The sequence below is a fragment of the Nocardioides sp. NPDC051685 genome (assembly GCF_044453405.1).
GTDB lineage: Bacteria > Actinomycetota > Actinomycetes > Propionibacteriales > Nocardioidaceae > Nocardioides.
The window spans coordinates 10405-29229 of the sequence record NZ_JBITCR010000001.1 but is presented as its reverse complement, the minus strand read 5'-3'; the positions used below and the strand labels follow the sequence as shown (position 1 = coordinate 29229).

Below are 18825 nucleotides of genomic sequence, written 5' to 3'. Positions count from 1 at the left end.
CGACACGGTCCTTGCCTCGAGCAAGCTGCTTGTTGACGTGCCTGCGTCCTGGGCCCACGCCCCGAGCCTGAGTCACGGCGACCATGTGCAGGCGCAGTTCATCGAGTGGTTCCGCCGCGGTTGAGCTGGACCTTGCCCCTCCTGGAGCCCGACCAGACCGGACGGGAGCGGTGCCGGTGTTCGAGCGAACGCGTCCTTGTCGCGGAAGCGGTGCACGCCGGCGGTCGCCCCTGCGATCACGGCCGCGGACAACAGCCCCACACCCCGGAACCTGCGGATGGGTGGGGACAGGACGCGGAGGAGACCTCTAGTTCGTTCTCGAATGGGTTGATCTGAGCGTTGAGATCCTGGCACTTCTCGAGAAGCCACCGAGCGACCCGAGCAACCACTCCGTCGAACCGGCAGCTCGACCAGCAACTCGCTCACCGCTTGCTGCAGGCGAAGACCACGGCTCCGAACCCGCAAGTCTGGGTCGAACTCGTGGAGGTGCCAACGGACCTGTGCCGCGATCCTGATGCGCTGAACGACCAGGTCACGACGATGTCCAAGACAGCAGCTTCACTTCCCGTGAAGGCCCGTCCAACTCGGCCACCGGCAGGGTCCGAGAGTGCCGCAGAGCGGCCAGCGCGACCGCCTCGGCGTCGATGGGGGCGGACTTGCCTGGCTCTCGACTCGCCTTGCGGGCGCCGGCAATCAATTGGGTTCGCACCCGGACCCCCGGTGCCCAGCGGCCAGCAGGTCCGAATCCAGTGGACGGATCAAGTGACGACAGTCCTCCAGCGCGAACCGCACGCCGGCGTCGTCGTGGTCGGTGAAATGGGCCGTCCACTCCATCAGCGCCAGGTGGCCCTCGCTGTTGGCGTGCACTGTCTTCGTTCCGAGTTGCTTGCCAACGTCGTCGAGCGCGACGACCGCGTGGGTACGCTCTTGTGCGAGTCGGTGCCGATCATGACCATGCCGTGGATCTTCCAGACGTCCGTATCGAGCGGGGCGTCCTGGCAGCCGCGAGGCGGGCACGCCTCAATCCAGCGCGAACAGCATCCGCGAGCGGGCTCCTATCAAGCCAAGCACCCGCGACGGCCAGCACGCTCGGCCGGAGCCGCACATCGAGGACAAGCCACGGACCCAAACTGACTGAGCCCCGGCAGCGAAGAAGGGAGCGAACGCCGGTCGGGCAGGCGTCAATGTGGCATTGATACGAAGAAAGTCGAGGCCGCCTTCAAGGCCTCGTTATCCTCACGCAACCGGCGAAACCTTCGGCCTTGAGCCGCTTGATCTCAGGCAACTCACTCGAGGTCACCCCGGGCCAGTCACCGGCATCGCACAGCCGTTCCCCACAGAGGAGGATCGATCTTCTTCGGCATGCTGCCCATCTTTCCGGACTCAAACAGCAGCGGCATCAAACCTGGGGCGCTTCAGCCCGCTTCGAGGTAGGCGCGGTCGAGAAGACGGCCGATCTTGTCGGCGGCGCGCCGAATCTCGACACCTGCCTTGTCTGCAATCTCCTCCGTGTAGGTAACGATACTCAGTGTGGCTCGAGTCGGCGTCTCATCCGTCGGGATCCATGCAGACACGGCGAACGCACCGGGGCGAACCTCACCGTGGCTACGAGCGTATCCAGTTTGACGGGCAAGGGTTACCGCTGGCGGTTCGTCTGGCGTGGGGGGTCTGGCTGCAAGCAGTGAATAGCCGGATGCGCCGCGGTCGAGTGGGGTCTTCATTCCAGGTTGGAATGAAATATGGTACGACGCATTCGTCGGCTCGATGATCGACACCGCTTGCGCCTCGCGGTGCTGCTCGACGAAAAGGAGAACGGTCGACTGCAACTTGTTCGCGAGTTGCTGCATCACGGGCTCGGCGGCGTCGCGTAGAGCTGGAAGGTAAGCGCCGGCAAGGGTGGCCATGCGAGCCCCTGGAACATAGAGTCCCGCGCGGTTCCTCGTGGCCAGGCCGAAATCTGCGAGGGTCTGCATGATGCGATAAGCGATCGATCGGTGTACACCCAGCAGATCCCCGACCTGCTGCACGCTCAGCCCGCGACCCGAGTCCGCGATCGCAAGCATGACGCGAAGGCCCCGCGCAAGTGTTTGGTTGCCGTCACGCGCTTTTACGTCGGTGTCTTTGTCCCTCTGCACCCTTCTAGCCTACCGGCTTTCCGTGGGACCTGGCGCGAGCGCAAGCCTGCGATTGGGCCTCATGGCTCTTCGATCATCCGGAGCGGACCAACGGTATGGACCTCGAGGTCGCGATCGAGCACGTGACCTACGCGGAGATGGCTGCGGCGTTCGAGAAGGTCACCGGGCATCCGGCACAGTACGTCGACATCGATCTGGAGACGTACTGGAACAGCCCGGATCTGAAGGGGATCGCCGACCACCCTGCCGGGTACAACGCAGATACGGACGACAAGAGCACGATGAGCTTCCGCGACAACTTCACGGGTTTCTGGAACGTGTGGAAGCACGGAATCATCACCAGGACCTACGCGCTGCTCGACGAGATCCACCCCCCCATCGGATCAGGAGCGCCGAGGAGTGGTTCCTTCGGGAGGACGAGCTGGGGCGTGAGCTCGGCAAGGGAAGCCTCTGGGAGAGGGTGCAGCCGGAAAACTGGATAATGGACTCCGCGGTCCTCTGGACGGTATGACGTGACCGCTTGTGTCCTGCGAGAGGTTGCGTGTCGGGACCTCACTCACAGAGATTCGTGGGTTGCCGAGTAGGGGCCGCCTGCTCGGCCTATCCAACAGTTCACGCTTGCATCGTAGCGCCAGTTACGTGCAACTAGAACCGATGTCGTCCCACTTCGGCTCGAATGCATGGCCGCCGTCGGTCGGCACGCCCTTCACGGGCTTCGCGAGCATCGGCAGGATCGGCGGCATCACGGGAAGGTCCACCCTGACAAGATAGTCATTGGGCCGATCGCGTGGCCGATTCGTTGAGATCAGGCGTCCAGCATCCTGATCAGGCCGGCCGCTTTGGCGGCGATCTCGTTGACGCGCGTCGGGTCGGATAGACAGACTCGCAGACATGTCGCAGCCACCGACGCCTCGATCTCCGGGGTGATCTGGGATCCTTCGGAGCGCATCTCGACGACGCCGTCGACCTGCTGGAGCAACATGGTGCCGAGGAAATAGCCGGACGGAGCCGCCACCACCGTCGACGGCACGATGTCGCTGACCTGATCAGCAAGTCGTATGTATGTGGCCAGCAGCTCATCCTGCGCAGCCCGGAAATGGGCGCCGACATCTTGGCGGTACGCCTCCGGCTGCCTGGCAAGCGCGCCGAGGTTGTGCGGTGCACGTGCCAGGGTGCGCGCATCGAGCACTGCCAACGTGTACAGCAGCGCCTCCGGGCCGGCACCGGTCGCGGCGCGTAGGTCCTCGATCTTCTCGAGGTTGTCGAGCCTGGGTCGGATCGAACGCTGCAACAGTTCGGCGAGAATCTCGTCCTTCCCGGCAGGGAAGTGATGCCGGATCAACGGCTCCCGGATCCCGGCCGCCTCAGCGATCTTGCGCGGCGGGGTCGCTGCGAAGCCGCGCTCCACGAACAGGCACGCCGCGGCGTCGAGAATCTCTTCGCGCGGCTCCAGCTCTGACCGCCGCTCATCCGTGACCGATTGCGTTACGTGTGGACAATCAGGAGGTCGGCAGGTTGGTCCGTGCGTCGAGGAGTCCATGTCAGTACTTCCAGTTCGTGCCGGTCCGCGATACGGCGTGAGTCTAGTTGCACGTCCCGATGACGCGGGTCGCCTTGATGGCGACCGTGCGCAGCGAGGGGACGCGGCGTCCAAGCGGATCGAGACCGTAGGGGCCTGACTTCAAGAAATCTGAAGCAACATCCTGGTCGCCCGTTCGCCTACCGGACAAGAATGGCAAGGCCCGCGGCCGTCGAAGAAGAGCTTCTTCCCGTCATCACCGCGACGACCACACCAGACGGGCGCCCCCGTCAGGCTGGGGCATCTCGGCAGTTCGACCAGGAGGAAGAACATGGAACACACCCGGACTCAGGATGACGACCTCACCGCTACGTTCTTCATCAAGGACCCCGACTCGGGTGTCAGTGGAGACTGCGAAACGTTCTACTCGACAGATCGCGACTCCTGGCTGGTCCAGGGTAAGCGCTGCGGGCCGCAGGTGGCCGCGCAGCTCGTCAGCCTTGCCGACGATGAGACGTACCTGGAAGTCTCGAACCGGACCATGGATGCATTCGTTCGCAAGTACGTAAAGGAGAACCATGGAGTTGATCTCGCCTGAGCGGCGTAACGAGTTGATGTGGGCCGGGCGATCGTTCCTCAAGCTCGAGTTCCGAGACAGGTACGCCATCGACGATGATCTGTTCTCAGCTTGGCGTCGCGGGGACAAGGAGGTGCTTATCGAGTACTTCGCCCCCTGGCTGGATCAGGTTGCTGCGGAAGTCGCCGCGGGGCGCCGCCTCCGGAGGGTCCGGATCGTCTCCGAGCCACTCTCGGAGTACCAGCGAACGCTGCTCGAAGTCAGCGACCTCGGTGTCGACGCAGGCGAGGAGCTGCGCTGGCTTCCCCGGCGGCTGGTGTCCAACCTGCCCTTGCCCGGCAACGACTGCTTCGTTTTCGATGACTTCGTGATCTTCAACGTGCTCGACGGCAACGACGAGCGTGTCGAGATCCAGCTGCATCGCGAACCCGAGACCGTGAAGTTCTGCCGCGATGCCTTCGAAGCGGCCTGGGACCTCGCCACACCGCACGGCGAGTTCAAGCCGGCCTGAGATCCCTGTGGCTGACCTCCAGCCGTCAGACGCCGCCAAGAAGGCGTTCGGCGTCCGCCTCCGCGAGCTGCGAATGGACGCGGGCCTGAGCGGTGCCGCGATCGCCGAGCGGTGCGAATGGGGTGCGTCCAAGGTCTCCAAGATCGAGCACGGCACCCAGAACCCGTCCGAGGCCGACATCAGAGCGTGGGCGACGGCGTGCGGCGCCGAGGACCAGGTCGCAGCTCTCATCGGCGCGCACCGCGAGATCGAGCAGATGTGGATCGAGGTCAAGCGCGATCAACGCGCCGGGATGAAGCACATCCAGATCCGCGACATGCCGTTGTTCGAGCGGACCAAGCTGCTCCGCGTCTACGAAGCAGTGCACATCCCGGGCTACCTGCAGACCTTCGGCTACGCCTCCGCTCAGTTCACGATCCATGCCCACCAGTTCGGCACTCGTCTCGAGGATGTCGAGCAGGCGGCGCGGAACAGGCTGGAGCGGCAGCGCTTCCTCGGCACGGGCATGAATTCGTTCGTGTTCGTTATGGAGGCATCTGCCCTCTATAGCAACGTCGGCGGAGCCGAGGTGATGAGTGAGCAGTTCGACCATCTGCTCAAGGTCGCCGCGATGCCGTACGTGTCGATCGGAATCATCCCGCTTGGGCAACCCCGCAGCCTCTTCCAGGGTGAGGGCTTCTACATCTTCGACGAGCAACTCGTTCGGCAGGAGTTCTGGTCCGGCTTGCTGCGAACATCGCGCCCCGAGGACATCCGTTACTTCCTGCGTACATTCGATGCGCTGAAGGATCAGGCGGTCTTCGGTGCCGCCGCGGCGGAGCAGATCGAGGCGGCGCGTTCCCGCCTTCAAGAAATCTGAAGCAATGTTCTGGTAGCTGGCGCGCGAGCCGAATGAGACTGGCGGAGCCCGGGGCGCCGAGGGTTTCCAACACTGTGCGGTCGTCCCGGGCTCCAACCCGCCAACCACATTCGGAGCACCATGAGTTCCGCAGCCAGACGTTCTCGCCCGGGTCGCCCGCGGCGCATCCCGGTAGTCGACCAAACGCTGTCGCCCCGTGACCAGATCCTCGACGTGTGCGCCCGCCTCTTCACCCAGCACGGCTATGTCGCGACCTCCACGAGGGACATCGCTGACGCGGTCGGGATCCGTCAGGCCTCGATCTACTATCACTTCGCCGGGAAGCCCGGCATCCTCGAGGAGTTGCTGGCGCGAACCGTGCGCCCGACCCTTGACCAGCTCGACAAGATCGGCACGGTCGCGCAGGAGCACGGGGCGGCGAGTGCCTTGTACGCGTTGGTGATGATCGACACCGGCACTCTTGCCGAGGCGCCGCACAACTGCGGCCGACTGCCGCAGTTCCCCGACGTGCTCTCCGAAGAGGGGAGCAAGCCATACAAGCTGATCCACCGCGACTTGGTCAATGCGTACTCCCGGCTCGCTGTCCAGGTCGCCGGCCACGACGTCGGGGGTACCCTCCTTGCGCACCTGGTGGAAGTCGTGGTGACCAATCGTGCCGAAGGCCTCATCGTCGACGAACACGATCGCCACACGATCGCCAGAACCGTGCTCCGAGCATGCGGAGCCACCAACGACGAGATCAAGATCGCCGCCGCCGTCGCGTGGGCCGAGCTGGTTGTTGAGCCAGCCGTATAGACCCTCGGCCGGGCCATCACTGGCTCTCGTGTGGTGGTCCAGCCGGGTCAACTCCTGCCCCGACACCTGCCTGCAGCAGCTACCCAGGGTGGCAGGGCTGACCCAGCCCGAGCCTCGGAGACGTTGCGGGTGAAACAGCACTTGTACTCGTTTGCGGGTACAAATGCTGTGGTCGAGCGGCCGCTCGGTCGTGCATGAGGTGGGCGCGACGCCAGCCGGCGCTGCGGAGTTGGTGCGTGGTCAGTGCGTAGTGAGTCGGCTTTGACGTCTACAGTTGTCCCGTGCGTTTCGGCGTACGTTCCCCGGTTGGTCTGCCGGCAGGGCCCGCCTGACTTTGAATCAGGACTAGCGACGTAGGTTCGACTCCTACCCGGGGAGCCACTCCTGAGCGTGAATCCGCCATCTGGCGGGGGAGCGAGGAGCCGGAACCGGCCCACTTGCTAACGCCGTTGCTAACCCATCACTGATTCCCGTCCTCGTTGTCGTCCTCGTCGTCCTCGATGAAGATGTCTGCAAACGTCTGAGCAGCGCTAGCGCCCTGGTCGCTCAGAACGTGCGCGTATACGCGGAGGGTCATCGAGGGGTCGCGGTGCCCGAGACGAGCAGCGACGACGTGAACCGGCACGCGACACCTAGGCTGCTCTCGAGGCAACATGAGCGGGGTCACAGCTCGATTGGGCAATAAGCGAGTGCGATGTCCACCACCTCGTCCGGCGTCAGTTCGCGTTCGTACCCCTCTTGGTCTGGCCAGAAGATCAGGTCCGACACCCGAGGATGAAGCACGCGGGACTCCAGCCTCCCGAGCGCGGCGTTCTGCTGGTCCTCGGTGCCCTCCGCCGACATCAGGTATGCCACGAGGCTTACCAGTTCCTCACGATCGTTCGCGGCTGTCACGCTAGACAGCATGCGCCAACCGGCGTGCCCTGTCATCGGCCGCTCTGCGACATCAAGGACTTTCATGGCGGCTCAGAAACGGTCCCGGTTGCTCACCCTGGTCGACTCCAACCTGAGTGTCGAGACGCAAGAAGGTTGGCGATCTGGTCGCGGCGTACGGGATGGTGATGTCCGTGGAGGAGGACTTGATCGACTGGCTCATGTCTAGCGTCGTCGAGCCAATCTTGAGCAGCGTATTCAGCTCGGCAGAGCGACAAGGGCTGAAGGTCTCGACGATGCTGGGTACGGAACTCGGTCCGACCCGTCAGTACGGGGGACCCAGCCCAGAACTTGAGGACTACGTCTGGCTGTCGCTGAAGATCCGTTCCACTGGCGACACCGGAACGTGGCGGATATGCCAGGTCATTGAGATCGCCGACGTCAACGAGATCTCTAACCGAGCGTTCGAGTTTGGCTGGCACCTGGAGCAGTGGATCTCTGAGTCGTCAAAGTGGTGGGGGCAGGAGCGACATGTTCATCTCCCAGAACTGGATGGTCCCTAAGTCTCGATGCGGGCGACCCCGTCGGCGCGCACCCGGGAGCAGAAGCTTGCAACTTGTACTTAGGTCCAGGTTTAACGTGTAGGCATGGAGACCTTGCTGACCACGGATGCGTGCACGATGCCGACGGCTGAGCGGCCGTTGCGGCTGGCGGAGTTCGATGCGCTGTTCGCCTCCGCGGTGCGCAGCGTCGAGAGGCGCGGCGACGACGTGCGGATGCGGCTCGCGGGCCCGGATGGCCTCGTGGCGCGGGTCCGCGACCTGACGGCACGAGAGACCTCGTGCTGCTCGTTCTTCACCTTCACCGTCGAGGGCACCGACGAGGACCTCACCCTTGACGTCTCGGTGCCGCCGGCCCACCAGGAGATCCTCGATGCGCTGGCCGAGCGAGCCCGGGAGTTGTCGGCGTGAGCCTGCGGATCAACGAGGTGGCGCAGGCGGCCGGCGTCAATCGAGAGACGCTGCGCTACTACGAGCGACGCGGTCTGATCGAGCAGCCCGACCGCAGCCCCGGCGGCCACCGCCTCTACGACGAACGGGCCGTGCAGACGCTGCGGATCATCAAGGCCGCCCAACGGCTCGGGTTCACCCTCGACGAGGTGGCGGACCTGATCGAGATGGGCCGTCGGCGTGGTCGTGATTCCGGGCTCCAGGCGCGGGCCCGAGAGAAGCTCGTCGAAGTCGAAGCCCGCATGGCCGACCTCGCTGCGATCCGGGACAACCTGCGCGCCGCGCTCGACGCCGGCTGTGATGACCTCCACCAGTGTGCGAGCAGCGACTGCTGCCCGCTGCCCTTCGTCGAGATCACCACCCGGAAGGCCGACGCATGAGCGCGAAGTTCAAGGAACGACACCTGCCAGGGGCAGGACTTGCGGCCACCATCGAACTCGGTTCGCGCGACCACGTGCGCGGACGACGGGCCCATCGACCTGACCATCACCGCTCGTGCCCTCGATGGCCACGACGACGTACGCGCCGAGCGATGACAGGATTGCTGCGTGGAGACGCTCCGATCGATCGCCCTTTTCGTCGTCGCCGCCATCGCTGAGATCGGCGGTGCCTGGCTGGTCTGGCAGGGAGTCCGCGAGCACAGAGGTTTGATCTGGATCGGGGCCGGCATCGTCGCGCTCGGGATCTACGGCTTCGTCGCCACCCTGCAGCCCGACGCGCACTTCGGCCGCATCCTCGCCGCCTACGGCGGCGTGTTCGTCGCTGGTTCTCTCGCCTGGGGCATGGCGCTCGACGGCTTCAAGCCCGATCGGTACGACGTCGCCGGTGCTCTGATCTGCCTGGTCGGGGTTGCCGTGATCATGTACTCCCCGCGCGCCAGCTGATCGGCGAAGTTCGGGTTCGTCGCAGCATGGCAGAGTACGGCCATGACTGCGTACTGGGTGAGCGTCTATCAGGAGATGCGCGACGAGCAGAAGATGGCCGCCTACGCGGCACTGGCTGGACCGGCGTTGACGGCGGCGGGAGGCAGGGTCATCGCACGCGACCTTCCGGCGAAGGTCTATGAGGCCGGCATCAATCAGCGCACGGTCATCATCGAGTTCGACTCCGTCGAGGCCGCGACCGCCGCGCACGACAGTCCCGCCTATCAAGAGGCCCTCGCGGCACTCGGCGACGGCGTCGTGCGTGAGATCCGCATCGTTCCCGGGGCGTAGTCCACCTGCCCTGCCTGGGTGGCACACAGAAGACACACCAACGCGGGCGATTTCGGCGCTACTCAGTGGCACTCGTTCACGCTCAGCCACGGGTGAGAGCGTGCCTTTGAATCAGGTCTGCATCCTCACAGGTGCGCGGCGACCCTGACCTCCCTCTAGCGCACTGGACGCCACGCTAAGTTCACCGTGTGGTGACTCAATTGCACAGCTACATCGATGCATGGCGGCTGCACGACGTCGCCGCGGTGCTGACGACGCTGTCCGATGACTGCGTGGTGATCGAGTCCTATGGCCCGGTCTACCGGGGCCGGGCTCGCGTGGAGCAGTGGATGAACGCGTGGCTTGCGGCTGGCGGCCGCGTCGACGCCTGGGACATCACGACACATGCCGCCGCCGGTGAGTTCCTGATGGCCGAATGGAGCTTCGAGTGCACCTGGCGAGGCCAGGCCGGCCGATTCGAGGGATGCTCCGTCGCGAGGCTCCACGACGATCGCATCGCCTACCTCCGCGAGTACGCCACCACCGCCCCGCTCTATGACTGGACCGGTACGTGGCGCGATCAGCAATGAGGCGCTCTTGACCACCAGATAGGTGAGCGACGCGGTCTGATCGAGCAGCCCGACCGCAGCCCCGGCGGCCACCGCCTCTACGACGAACGGGCCGTGCAGACGCTGCGGACCATCAAGGCCGCCCAACGGCTCGGGTTCACCCTCGACGAGGTGGCGGACCTGATCGAGGTGGGCCGTCGGCGCGGTCGTGATTCCGGGCTCCAGGCGCGCGCCCGAGAGAAGCTCGTCGAAGTCGAAGCCCGCATGGCCGACCTCGCTGCGATCCGGGACAACCTGCCCTGTACGGGCCGTCGGGGAGGCTCGACAATCTGAGGTATCTCGCAAGGAGATCCGGCAGCCTTCCTGCAGTCTCCAGTTGTCTTTGATATGGGCTTGAAGGGAGCGAGCGCGTTGACACGTGATGCCGGGGGCTCCCGCGACAGGGTGTCGGATATTTTCGGAACGGTCACGTTCGTGCTGGGTCTGCTCGCGGGCGCCGCGACAGTGTTCGTGTACGTGCTCAGTCTGAGCGAGGACTTCAATCCTCCGCACTGGATAAGGGTCCTGGGCCTGGTATGGCTTCCGGTCGGCTTCTTCGGGGCGCCGATCTGCTACGTGCTCGCCCGTACCGGTTCGGGGCGGCGGCGCGGGCGGATCGGTCTATCCATCGCGGGGGCCGGCCTGGTGGCCTTCGTTGTCCTGCTGTTCGCCGTTGGCTGAGGATGCCATGAGCGCCCGCGCGTGAGAGGCGGGTCACCGAGTCAGCTGTGGCGGCGGAGGAAGAAGCGGAGGATGTCGTTGAACGTCTCCGGAGCCTCGAGGTTGCTGACGTGGCCGCAGCCGGGAATGACGGCGAGGTCCGCGCCCGGGATGCGGCGCTCGAACTCGTGGGCGACCGACAGGGGTGAGCGCGCGTCGAGGGCGCCCCAGATGAGCTGGGTGGGCACGGCGATCGTCCCGAGCACGTCGTTCAGGTCGGCAGAGGCCATCGCGGTCAGGGCGGTGAGCATGCTGTGGCGGCGTACGTCGGCGGACATCGCCTCCAGCAACGGCACGAACTCCGCGGGCGGAGGGCCGGCGAAGAGACCTGGGAGGGTCGGGTCGAAGGTGCCTTCGGGCTGGTTGCGGAGGCCGGCGAGGCGGGCGTCGGCCTCATCGGGTCCGAGCGAGCCGCGCCAGCCGGCGTAGCCGTCCGCCAGGACCAAGCCGCCGACGACACCGGGATGGCGGCGGTAGAGCTCGAGGATGACGGTCACGCCCCAGGAGAGCCCGACGAGGGTGCAGGGGGCGACGTCCAGGGCGCGAAGGAACCGGGCCAGGGAGTCGCCGTAGTCGCTCAGCCCGAATCCCGCGGGGACGTCGGAGGAGCCGCCGGCGCCCGGCTCGTCCCAGGCGATGACGGTGAACTCGTCGGCGAGGGCGTCGAGCTGTGGGGACCAGGTGCGACCGTCCTCGGCGCCGCCGTGGACGAACACGACCGCAGGGCCGTTCCCGGCCCGCCGGAAGGCGATGCGTGACCCGTCGATCTCGACGACATCCATGGACCCGACGCTAGCTCAGCAGCCGCGGTTCGGCTTGACACATCGGGCAACAATGGCCATTCGCCGTTCATCTTCGTGTAAGGTCACCGGGCTTCCTGCGAACGCCCGCGTGTCGTGTTGGTGATTGCAGGGATGCGCACGGTGGTATGGATACTGGCCTCATCTCGAGGTCGTGGGGGAGCAGGGTGTAAAGTCGCCCAAACTAATCGACAAACACTTGGAGGAAGCGTGGGCATGGGGCCGGTCATCGGTTACGTACCTGGCGTGTTCGATCTCTTCCACATCGGTCACCTCAACATGCTGCGCCAGGCGCGTGAGCGCTGCGACACGTTGATCGCGGGTGTGGTCTCCGACGAGGTCTGCGAGACGACGAAGGGGATCATCCCGACCGTCCCGCTCGTCGAGAGGCTGGAGATCGTCGAGGCGATCGGGATCGTGGACGCGGTCTACGCCGAGCGCACCACCGACAAGGTCGACTCCTGGCGTGAGGTCGGGTTCACCCACCTCTTCAAGGGCGATGACTGGAAGGGCACCGAGAAGGGCGACGCGCTCGAGAAGAAGATGGCGTCGGTCGGTGTCGAGGTCGTCTACTTCCCCTACACGCTCCAGACCAGCAGCACCGCCCTGCGGAAGGCGATCGCGCGAGAAGGCGCCCAGGTCTCGTGACCGTCAGTGCCCCCACCTCCGGCGGACAGTTCGAGGTCTCCGACGAGGGGGTCCTCGTCCGGGGCTCTTCGACGTCGGTCCTGATCCTCTCCGTCGACGGTCAGTACGTCTGGTCCCTCACCCCCGACCGCGACGGACACTCGGTCGCCGGCGGCACCATGGTGCCGTGGCCGACGGTCCTCACCCGGTTCCTGAACGGCTCGGCGACGGTCACCATCACCGACTACGACGGTGAGGTGCTCTTCGAGGAGAAGGTCTCCCTCGGCACCGGGGAAGGCGCCATCTCGATCGTCGACGGCAGCGGCCACCCGCTCAGCGTCGACAAGGTCGGCCACCTGACCCGCTCGTTCGAAGCCACCGACGAGAGCATCCGCGCGGAGATCCTCGAGGGCACCCAGCGCGTCCTCGCCGACCTCCGCGACGTCGTCGGCGTCGAGGCCTACCTCAACTATGGTGCGCTGCTCGGTGCGATCCGCGAAGGCCGGATGCTCGGCCACGACTCCGACACCGACGTCTGCTACCTCTCCAAGCACACCGTCCCGGCCGACATCATCACCGAGTCGTACGCCATCGAGCGCACCATGCGCGAGCGCGGCTGGAGCATCCTGCGGATGTCCGGCGGCGACATCAAGGTGCTGCTCCCGGTCTCCGACGGCCGCAAGGTGCACATCGACATCTTCGTGGCGTTCTACGTGCCCGACAAGGACGGCGAGCCGGTCTTCTACCAGCTCGGCAACCGCTCCGGCCGGCTGCGCCGCGAGGCGATCGTGCCGGTCTCGACGATCAACCTGCACGGCTACGACTTCCCGGCTCCCGCCGAGCCCGAGGAGATGCTGGCCTTCATCTACGGCCCGAAGTGGCGCACCCCGGACCCGTCGTTCAAGTACGCGGACCCGCCGGCCGGCGTACGTCGCCTGGACGGCTGGCTGCGCGGCTTCCGCACCGACATGGGGTTCTGGACCGAGTTCCACAACACCCACGGCAGCGAGCTCGAGACCAAGCAGTCCTACTTCGCGACGCAGGTCGCCAAGCAGCTTCCCGAGGACGCCAAGATCGTCGATCTCGGCTCCGGCGCGGTCGGCCGCGACGGTCGCTTCTTCGCCCGCAAGGGACACCAGGTGCGCTCGGTGGACTTCTCCCGCGCCGCGGTGGCAGCCGTACGCCGCCGGGCCGAGCGCCACCAGCTCCCGCTGGTCTCCGACCAGCTCATCCTCGGCGAGCTCCGCTCGACGCTGACGCTGGGCGCGCGGTTGGCCCGCGACCCGCACCACCTCTATGCCCGCGACCTGATCGGCTGCCTCGACAAGGCGGCCCGGCACCAGCTCTGGACCCTGTCGAAGATGGCGCTGCGCCCCGGCGGCGGCAAGCTCTACCTCGAGTTCGCGGCCACCGGTGAGAACCTGCCGGAGCCGAAGCCCGAAGGCCTCGTACGCCGCGTCGACCCCGCGCTCGTCCAGGCCGAGATCGAGGCGGCCGGCGGTGTGGTCGAGCATCTCGAGATCATCGACGGCCGGGACATGCTCGAGGACCCGCTGCCGCGGGTCGCGCGGATGCGTGCCTCCTGGCCCTCCCTCAAGTCTGCAGAAGGAAACTGACATGTCCGACGATTCCGGCATCAAGAACATCGCCCGCGGTGCCCGCGACGCGGCTCGTACGCGTGCTTCGCTGGTCCGCCGCATCGAGGCGCTCGAGGCCGAGGTGCAGGAGCAGCGTCAGCTCAACCGGCGCGTCGCCGAGCTGACCGACGTGATCGCCGAGCTGCTCATCCCGCTGCAGGACGCCGACAAGGAGAAGGCGGAGAAGATCCTCGCCGAGTACCGGTCGAAGATCTGACCCCGGTCTGATCAGCCCAGCGCCTCGAGGGCCTGCCTGAGGTCGTCGATCCGCTGTCCGAGCCGACGGCGGGCATCGCCACCTGGGCCCATGTCGGCGGCTACGTCCAGGTCGGCGACCGCCTCCTCCACGCCGGCGAGGCGGGAACGGAGATCGGCGACGACATCGACGTCGACCAGGCCGGGCACCGAGGACAGGCGCTCGTCCAGTGACCGCCTCAGCAGGTCGGCCTGGGTGCTGAGCTTGCGGCTGGCGTGCCAGAGGTCGACGAAGACCTGGACCTTCGCGCGCAGCAGCCACGGGTCGAACGGCTTGGCGAGGAAGTCGGCGGCACCGGTCGCGTAGCCGCGATAGGCGAGATGGGTGTCGAAGTCGTTGGCGGTCAGGAAGATGATCGGGACGTCCTTGGTGCGCTCCCGAGCCTTGATCCGGGTGGCCGTCTCGAAGCCGTCCATCCCCGGCATCTGCGCGTCGAGCAGGATCAGCGCGAAGTCGTCGTGGAGCAGGGCGCGCAGGGCGTCCTCGCCGGAGCCGGCGCGGACGAGGGTCTGGTCGAGCGAACCGAGGATGGCCTCGAGCGCGACCAGGTTGGCCGCCCGGTCGTCGACCAGCAGGATCTTGGCCCGCGAGCTCGTGGCGACCCCCATCGGGGCAGCAGATGTCTCGTTCACGAGAGCCACACCCGGAACAGCGAGAGCAGGTCGGCGACGTCGACCGGTTTGGTGATGTACTCCGAGGCGCCGGCGGCGATGCTGTCCTCCCGGTCACCCGTCATCGCCTTCGCGGTCAGCGCGATCATCGGCAGGCTCTTGAACTGCGGGATGTCGCGGATCAGGCGCATCGCGGTCAGACCGTCCATGCCCGGCATCATGATGTCCATCAGCACGAGGTCGACACCCGGCTCCCGCTGCAGCGCCTCGATCCCGGCCTCGCCGGACTCGGCATAGAGGACATCGATGCCGTGCTGCTCGAGCGCGCTGGTGAGCGCGAAGACGTTGCGTACGTCGTCGTCGACGATCAGGATCCGCCGGCCCACGAACTGGCCGGTGGTGTCGGGCGGCTCGGCGACGTACGTCCTGGGGAGCTGCACCCCGGTGCGGCCCAGCAGCACGCTCACGTCGTCGATCGCCTCCTCGATGGTGGCCGGCATCTTGAGGGTCATCGCCTCGGCGTACCTGTCCAGCCGGCTCTGCTGGGCCTTGGTCACCTCGCCGACCCTACTCAGCACGACGGGGATGTCCTTGCTGCGCTTGTGGGTGCGCATCCAGCGGAGCACCTCGAAGCCACCGTCCGCGAGCGGCAGATCCAGCAGGACGCAGTCGACCTCGCGGTCGGCGAGGACGGACTGGGCCTCCTCGGGGGAGGAGCCGAAGACGGTCTCGACCTCGTCGGCCGAACCGAACAGGGCCTCCACGACGGCGCTGGTGCCGGGGCCGGGCTCGTCGCTGCCGTCGCTGAGGACCAGCAGGAGCTGGTCAGGTCTGCGGCCGACCGCTTCCTGCTCCCAGGAGCTGGGGGGTGCGGGCTGGGCGTCGACGCTCTCGGAGCTGATCCTGGGGAGGTAGAGGGTGAAGGAGCTGCCGTGCCCGGGCTCGCTCTTGACCTGGATCTCGCCGCCGATGAGATGGGCGACCTCACGGCTGATCGAGAGGCCCAGTCCGGTGCCGCCGAACTTGCGGCTGATGGTGCCGTCGGCCTGCTGGAACGCCTCGAAGATGACCTTCAGCTTCTCGGGCGGGATGCCGATGCCGGTGTCGACCACCGAGAGCGCCAGCACCGCGTCGGCCTGCTGCAGGCTGCGCGTGGAGAAGCGCTCGCCGGAGGCGTTGCGGATCAGCAGGCGTACGCCGCCGCTGTCGGTGAACTTCACCGCGTTGGAGAGCAGGTTGCGCAGCACCTGCTGCAGACGGTGCTGGTCCGAGCGCAGCAGGCGAGGGACGTCGGGGTCGACGGCGACGATGAAGTCCAGGTCCTTCTCCGCGGTCAGCGGCCGGAAGGTCGCCTCGACGTACTCGACCACCGAGGTCACGTCCACGTCGGTCACGTGGACATCCATCTTCCCGGCCTCGACCTTGGAGAGGTCGAGGATGTCGTTGATCAGCTGGAGGAGGTCGGTGCCGGCGCCGTGGATGGTGCGGGAGTACTCCACCTGGCGAGGGTTGAGGTTGCCGTCGACGTTGTCGGAGAGCAGCCGGGCCAGGATGAGCAGCGAGTTGAGCGGCGTACGCAGCTCGTGCGACATGTTGGCCAGGAACTCGGACTTGTAGCGCGAGGAGAGGGCGAGCTGCTCGGCGCGCTCCTCCAGGCCGCGCCGGGCCTCCTCGATCTCGAGGTTCTTGATCTCGATCGCCTGGTTCTGGTCGGCGAGCTGGCGGGCCTTCTCCTCGAGCGCGGCGTTGGTCTGCTGCAGCTCCACCTGCTGGCGCTCGCCCTCGTCCTGCTTGTCCTGCAGCTCGGCGGCGAGGCGCTGCGACTCGACCAGCAGCTCCTCGGTGCGCGAGCTGGCCATGATCGCGTTGAGCGAGACCCCGATCGACTCGGCGAGCTGCTCGAGGAACTGCATGTGGACGGCGCTGAACGGCCGGAAGGAGGCGAGCTCGACGACGCCGATCACCTTCTCCTCGAAGACCACCGGGAGCACCACGATCGAGGTCGGCGCCGCCGACCCGTGGCCGGAGGAGATCCGCAGGAAGCCGGCGGGAACGTCGCGCACGATGATCGGCTGGCGGTCGTACGCCGCCTGCCCGACGAGACCCTCGCCGACGGCGAAGACGTCGGGGACGTCGGCACTCGGCTGGTAGCCGTAGGAGGCGATCCGGCGCAGGACCTTGGGGCCACCGTGCTCGGAGGTCTGGTCGGTGAGGAAGATCGAGCCCTGCTGGGCGCCGACGAGCGGGGTGAGCTCGGAGACGATCAGCCGGGCGACCTCGAGCAGGTCGCGCCCGCCCTGCATGTGGCCGGTGAACCGGGCCAGGTTGGTCTTGAGCCAGTCCTGGTCCTCGTTCGCACGCGTGGTCTCGCGGAGCGAGTCGATCATCTCGTTGAGGTTGTCCTTCAGCTCGGCGACCTCGCCCTCGGCCCCGACGGTGATCTGCCGGCTCAGGTCGCCCTGGGTCACCGCGGCGGAGACCTCGGCGATAGCACGGAGCTGGGTCGTCAACGTCGAGGCGAGCTGGTTGACGTTCTCCGTCAGCCCGCGCCAGGTGCCGGAGACGTCGGCGACCTCGGCCTGGCCGCCGAGCTTGCCCTCGGTGCCGACCTCGCGGGCGACGCGGGTGACCTCGTCGGCGAAGGAGGAGAGCTGGTCGACCATGGTGTTGACCGTGGACTTGAGCTCGAGGATCTCGCCGCGGGCGTCGACGGTGATCTTCTGGGTGAGGTCGCCGCGGGCGACGGCGGTGGTGACCTGGGCGATGTTGCGGACCTGGGAGGTCAGGTTGGAGGCCATCGAGTTGACCGAGTCGGTGAGGTCCTTCCAGGTGCCGGCCACGCCGCGTACGTGCGCCTGACCACCCAGCGAACCCTCGGTGCCGACCTCACGGGCGACACGGGTGACCTCGTCGGCGAACGTACGCAGCGTGTCGACCATCGCGTTGAGGGTGCCCGCCAGGGCGGCGACCTCGCCGCGGGCCTCGATGGAGATCTTCTGAGACAGGTCGCCCTGGGAGACCGCCTTGGAGACCTGGGCGATGCTGCGGACCTGGTTGGTCAGGTTGGAGGCCATCGAGTTCACCGAGACGGTCAGGTCGCGCCAGGTGCCGGCGACGCCGGGCACCTGCGCCTGGCCGCCGAGCGCGCCCTCGGTGCCGACCTCGCGGGCGACGCGGGTGACCTCGTCGGCGAACGACCCGAGCTGGTCGACCATCGTGTTGATGGTCGACTTGAGCTCGAGGATCTCGCCGCGTGCGTCGACGGTGATCTTCTGGGTGAGGTCGCCGCGGGCGACGGCGGTGGTGACCTGGGCGATGTTGCGGACCTGGGAGGTCAGGTTGGAGGCCATCGAGTTGACCGAGTCGGTGAGGTCCTTCCAGGTGCCGGAGACGTCGTGCACGTCGGCCTGGCCGCCGAGGCGGCCCTCGGTGCCGACCTCACGGGCGACGCGAGTGACCTCGTCGGCAAAGCTCGACAGCTGGTCGACCATCGTGTTGATGGTCGACTTGAGCTCGAGGATCTCGCCGCGTGCGTCGACGGTGATCTGCCGGCTCAGGTCGCCGCGGGCGACCGCGGTGGTGACCTGGGCGATGTTGCGGACCTGGGCGGTCAGCGTGCCGGCCATGAAGTTGACCGAGTCGGTCAGGTCACGCCAGGTGCCGGAGACGCCCGGCACCGCCGCCTGGCCACCGAGCTGACCCTCGCCACCGACCTCACGAGCGACGCGGGTGACCTCGTCGGCGAAGGCGGAGAGCTGGTCGACCATGGTGTTGACGGTGGTCTTGAGCTCGGCGAGCTCGCCGCGTACGTCGACGGTGATCTTCTGCGACAGGTCGCCGCCGGCGACCGCGGTGGTGACCTGGGCGATGTTACGGACCTGGTTGGTCAGGTTGGTCGCCATCGAGTTGACGGAGTCGGTGAGGTCCTTCCACCGGCCGCCGACGCCCGGCACCTCGGCCTGGCCGCCCAGCATGCCCTCGGTGCCGACCTCGCGGGCGACGCGGGTGACCTCGTCGGCGAAGGCGGAGAGCTGGTCGACCATGGTGTTGACGGTGGTCTTGAGCTCGGCGAGCTCGCCGCGTACGTCGACGGT

At 66.7% G+C, this 18825-nt stretch carries 24 protein-coding genes and 1 tRNA gene; 17 read left to right on the top strand and 8 right to left on the bottom strand.

Going from position 1 to position 18825, the window contains the following annotated elements:
• Positions 1-1415: 1415 nt before the first annotated feature.
• Positions 1416-2135 (bottom strand): IclR family transcriptional regulator, encoded by a 720-nt coding sequence (locus ACIA03_RS00170; RefSeq protein ID WP_396978061.1) that lies wholly within the window; start codon positions 2133-2135, stop codon positions 1416-1418.
• Positions 2136-2230: 95 nt separating this feature from the next.
• Here ACIA03_RS00170 and ACIA03_RS00165 point away from each other — a divergent pair, with 95 nt between their 5' ends.
• Positions 2231-2617, top strand: a complete 387-nt coding sequence (locus tag ACIA03_RS00165) for a hypothetical protein (protein ID WP_396978059.1) — start codon at positions 2231-2233, stop codon at positions 2615-2617.
• A 153-nt stretch (positions 2618-2770) separates the two neighbouring features.
• On the opposite strand, the gene ACIA03_RS00160 is transcribed toward ACIA03_RS00165, so the two are convergent.
• Both ACIA03_RS00160 and ACIA03_RS00155 read right to left on the bottom strand, forming a co-directional pair.
• Positions 2771-2893, bottom strand: coding sequence for a hypothetical protein (locus tag ACIA03_RS00160; protein WP_396978057.1), 123 nt, complete (start codon positions 2891-2893; stop codon positions 2771-2773).
• Between the two features lie 47 nt (positions 2894-2940).
• The gene (locus ACIA03_RS00155; protein WP_396978055.1) at positions 2941-3675 is read right to left on the bottom strand and encodes a TetR/AcrR family transcriptional regulator; all 735 of its coding nucleotides are present in this window, start codon (positions 3673-3675) and stop codon (positions 2941-2943) included.
• A gap of 310 nt (positions 3676-3985) precedes the next feature.
• On the opposite strand from ACIA03_RS00155, the gene ACIA03_RS00150 reads away from it, so the two are divergent.
• From ACIA03_RS00150 to ACIA03_RS00130, 5 genes are all read left to right on the top strand, one after another.
• Complete coding sequence (locus ACIA03_RS00150; RefSeq protein WP_396978053.1) at positions 3986-4252, top strand: hypothetical protein; 267 nt, start codon at positions 3986-3988, stop codon at positions 4250-4252.
• Positions 4233-4742: a DUF6879 family protein gene (locus tag ACIA03_RS00145; RefSeq protein WP_396978051.1), complete on the top strand. Its 510-nt coding sequence runs from the start codon at positions 4233-4235 to the stop codon at positions 4740-4742. The genes ACIA03_RS00150 and ACIA03_RS00145 overlap by 20 nt, the downstream gene beginning before the upstream one ends.
• Before the next feature lie 7 nt (positions 4743-4749).
• On the top strand, positions 4750-5601 hold the full coding sequence (locus tag ACIA03_RS00140) for a helix-turn-helix domain-containing protein (RefSeq protein ID WP_396978049.1): 852 nt from the start codon (positions 4750-4752) through the stop codon (positions 5599-5601).
• A gap of 120 nt (positions 5602-5721) precedes the next feature.
• Complete coding sequence (locus tag ACIA03_RS00135; protein ID WP_396978047.1) at positions 5722-6396, top strand: TetR/AcrR family transcriptional regulator; 675 nt, start codon at positions 5722-5724, stop codon at positions 6394-6396.
• Positions 6397-6695: 299 nt separating this feature from the next.
• Positions 6696-6777, top strand: a tRNA-Gln gene (locus ACIA03_RS00130).
• 79 nt (positions 6778-6856) lie between these two features.
• Here the strand turns inward: ACIA03_RS00130 and ACIA03_RS00125 are convergent.
• Together ACIA03_RS00125 and ACIA03_RS00120 are read right to left on the bottom strand one after the other, a co-directional pair.
• Positions 6857-7021, bottom strand: coding sequence for a hypothetical protein (locus ACIA03_RS00125; protein ID WP_396978045.1), 165 nt, complete (start codon positions 7019-7021; stop codon positions 6857-6859).
• Positions 7022-7059: 38 nt separating this feature from the next.
• Positions 7060-7290, bottom strand: coding sequence for a hypothetical protein (locus tag ACIA03_RS00120; protein ID WP_396978043.1), 231 nt, complete (start codon positions 7288-7290; stop codon positions 7060-7062).
• Between the two features lie 116 nt (positions 7291-7406).
• Here ACIA03_RS00120 and ACIA03_RS00115 point away from each other — a divergent pair, with 116 nt between their 5' ends.
• The 8 genes from ACIA03_RS00115 to ACIA03_RS00080 all read left to right on the top strand — a co-directional run bounded on the left by ACIA03_RS00115 (position 7407) and on the right by ACIA03_RS00080 (position 10761).
• Positions 7407-7832: a hypothetical protein gene (locus ACIA03_RS00115; RefSeq protein WP_396978041.1), complete on the top strand. Its 426-nt coding sequence runs from the start codon at positions 7407-7409 to the stop codon at positions 7830-7832.
• An 84-nt stretch (positions 7833-7916) separates the two neighbouring features.
• On the top strand, positions 7917-8240 hold the full coding sequence (locus tag ACIA03_RS00110) for a hypothetical protein (protein ID WP_396978039.1): 324 nt from the start codon (positions 7917-7919) through the stop codon (positions 8238-8240).
• Positions 8237-8659: a MerR family transcriptional regulator gene (locus ACIA03_RS00105; protein WP_396978037.1), complete on the top strand. Its 423-nt coding sequence runs from the start codon at positions 8237-8239 to the stop codon at positions 8657-8659. Before ACIA03_RS00110 ends, ACIA03_RS00105 begins: the two co-directional genes overlap by 4 nt.
• 168 nt (positions 8660-8827) lie before the next feature.
• On the top strand, positions 8828-9163 hold the full coding sequence (locus ACIA03_RS00100) for a YnfA family protein (RefSeq protein WP_396978034.1): 336 nt from the start codon (positions 8828-8830) through the stop codon (positions 9161-9163).
• A gap of 42 nt (positions 9164-9205) precedes the next feature.
• Positions 9206-9493 carry a DUF1330 domain-containing protein gene (locus ACIA03_RS00095; RefSeq protein WP_396978032.1) on the top strand — a complete coding sequence of 96 codons (288 nt, stop codon included), beginning with the start codon at positions 9206-9208 and terminating at the stop codon, positions 9491-9493.
• Between the two features lie 200 nt (positions 9494-9693).
• Positions 9694-10062, top strand: a complete 369-nt coding sequence (locus tag ACIA03_RS00090; protein WP_396978030.1) for a nuclear transport factor 2 family protein — start codon at positions 9694-9696, stop codon at positions 10060-10062.
• Positions 10063-10080: 18 nt separating this feature from the next.
• The gene (locus tag ACIA03_RS00085) at positions 10081-10374 is read left to right on the top strand and encodes a MerR family DNA-binding protein (RefSeq protein WP_396979858.1); all 294 of its coding nucleotides are present in this window, start codon (positions 10081-10083) and stop codon (positions 10372-10374) included.
• Between the two features lie 78 nt (positions 10375-10452).
• Positions 10453-10761, top strand: a complete 309-nt coding sequence (locus ACIA03_RS00080) for a hypothetical protein (RefSeq protein ID WP_396978028.1) — start codon at positions 10453-10455, stop codon at positions 10759-10761.
• 41 nt (positions 10762-10802) lie between these two features.
• Here the strand turns inward: ACIA03_RS00080 and ACIA03_RS00075 are convergent, their stop codons facing one another.
• Positions 10803-11582 (bottom strand): alpha/beta fold hydrolase, encoded by a 780-nt coding sequence (locus tag ACIA03_RS00075; RefSeq protein WP_396978026.1) that lies wholly within the window; start codon positions 11580-11582, stop codon positions 10803-10805.
• A gap of 234 nt (positions 11583-11816) precedes the next feature.
• Here ACIA03_RS00075 and ACIA03_RS00070 point away from each other — a divergent pair, with 234 nt between their 5' ends.
• The 3 genes from ACIA03_RS00070 to ACIA03_RS00060 are packed head-to-tail and all read left to right on the top strand — an operon-like array spanning position 11817 to position 14081.
• Positions 11817-12248 (top strand): adenylyltransferase/cytidyltransferase family protein, encoded by a 432-nt coding sequence (locus tag ACIA03_RS00070; protein WP_045550834.1) that lies wholly within the window; start codon positions 11817-11819, stop codon positions 12246-12248.
• Positions 12245-13843 carry a class I SAM-dependent methyltransferase gene (locus ACIA03_RS00065; protein WP_396978023.1) on the top strand — a complete coding sequence of 533 codons (1599 nt, stop codon included), beginning with the start codon at positions 12245-12247 and terminating at the stop codon, positions 13841-13843. The genes ACIA03_RS00070 and ACIA03_RS00065 overlap by 4 nt, the downstream gene beginning before the upstream one ends.
• A 1-nt stretch (position 13844) precedes the next feature.
• Positions 13845-14081: a DUF6752 domain-containing protein gene (locus tag ACIA03_RS00060; protein WP_141795224.1), complete on the top strand. Its 237-nt coding sequence runs from the start codon at positions 13845-13847 to the stop codon at positions 14079-14081.
• An 11-nt stretch (positions 14082-14092) separates the two neighbouring features.
• Here the strand turns inward: ACIA03_RS00060 and ACIA03_RS00055 are convergent, their stop codons facing one another.
• Both ACIA03_RS00055 and ACIA03_RS00050 read right to left on the bottom strand, forming a co-directional pair.
• Positions 14093-14752, bottom strand: coding sequence for a two-component system response regulator (locus ACIA03_RS00055; RefSeq protein ID WP_396978020.1), 660 nt, complete (start codon positions 14750-14752; stop codon positions 14093-14095).
• Positions 14749-18825: HAMP domain-containing protein (locus tag ACIA03_RS00050; RefSeq protein WP_396978018.1), on the bottom strand; the 4077-nt coding region annotated here is incomplete at its 5' end. The genes ACIA03_RS00055 and ACIA03_RS00050, both read right to left, overlap by 4 nt.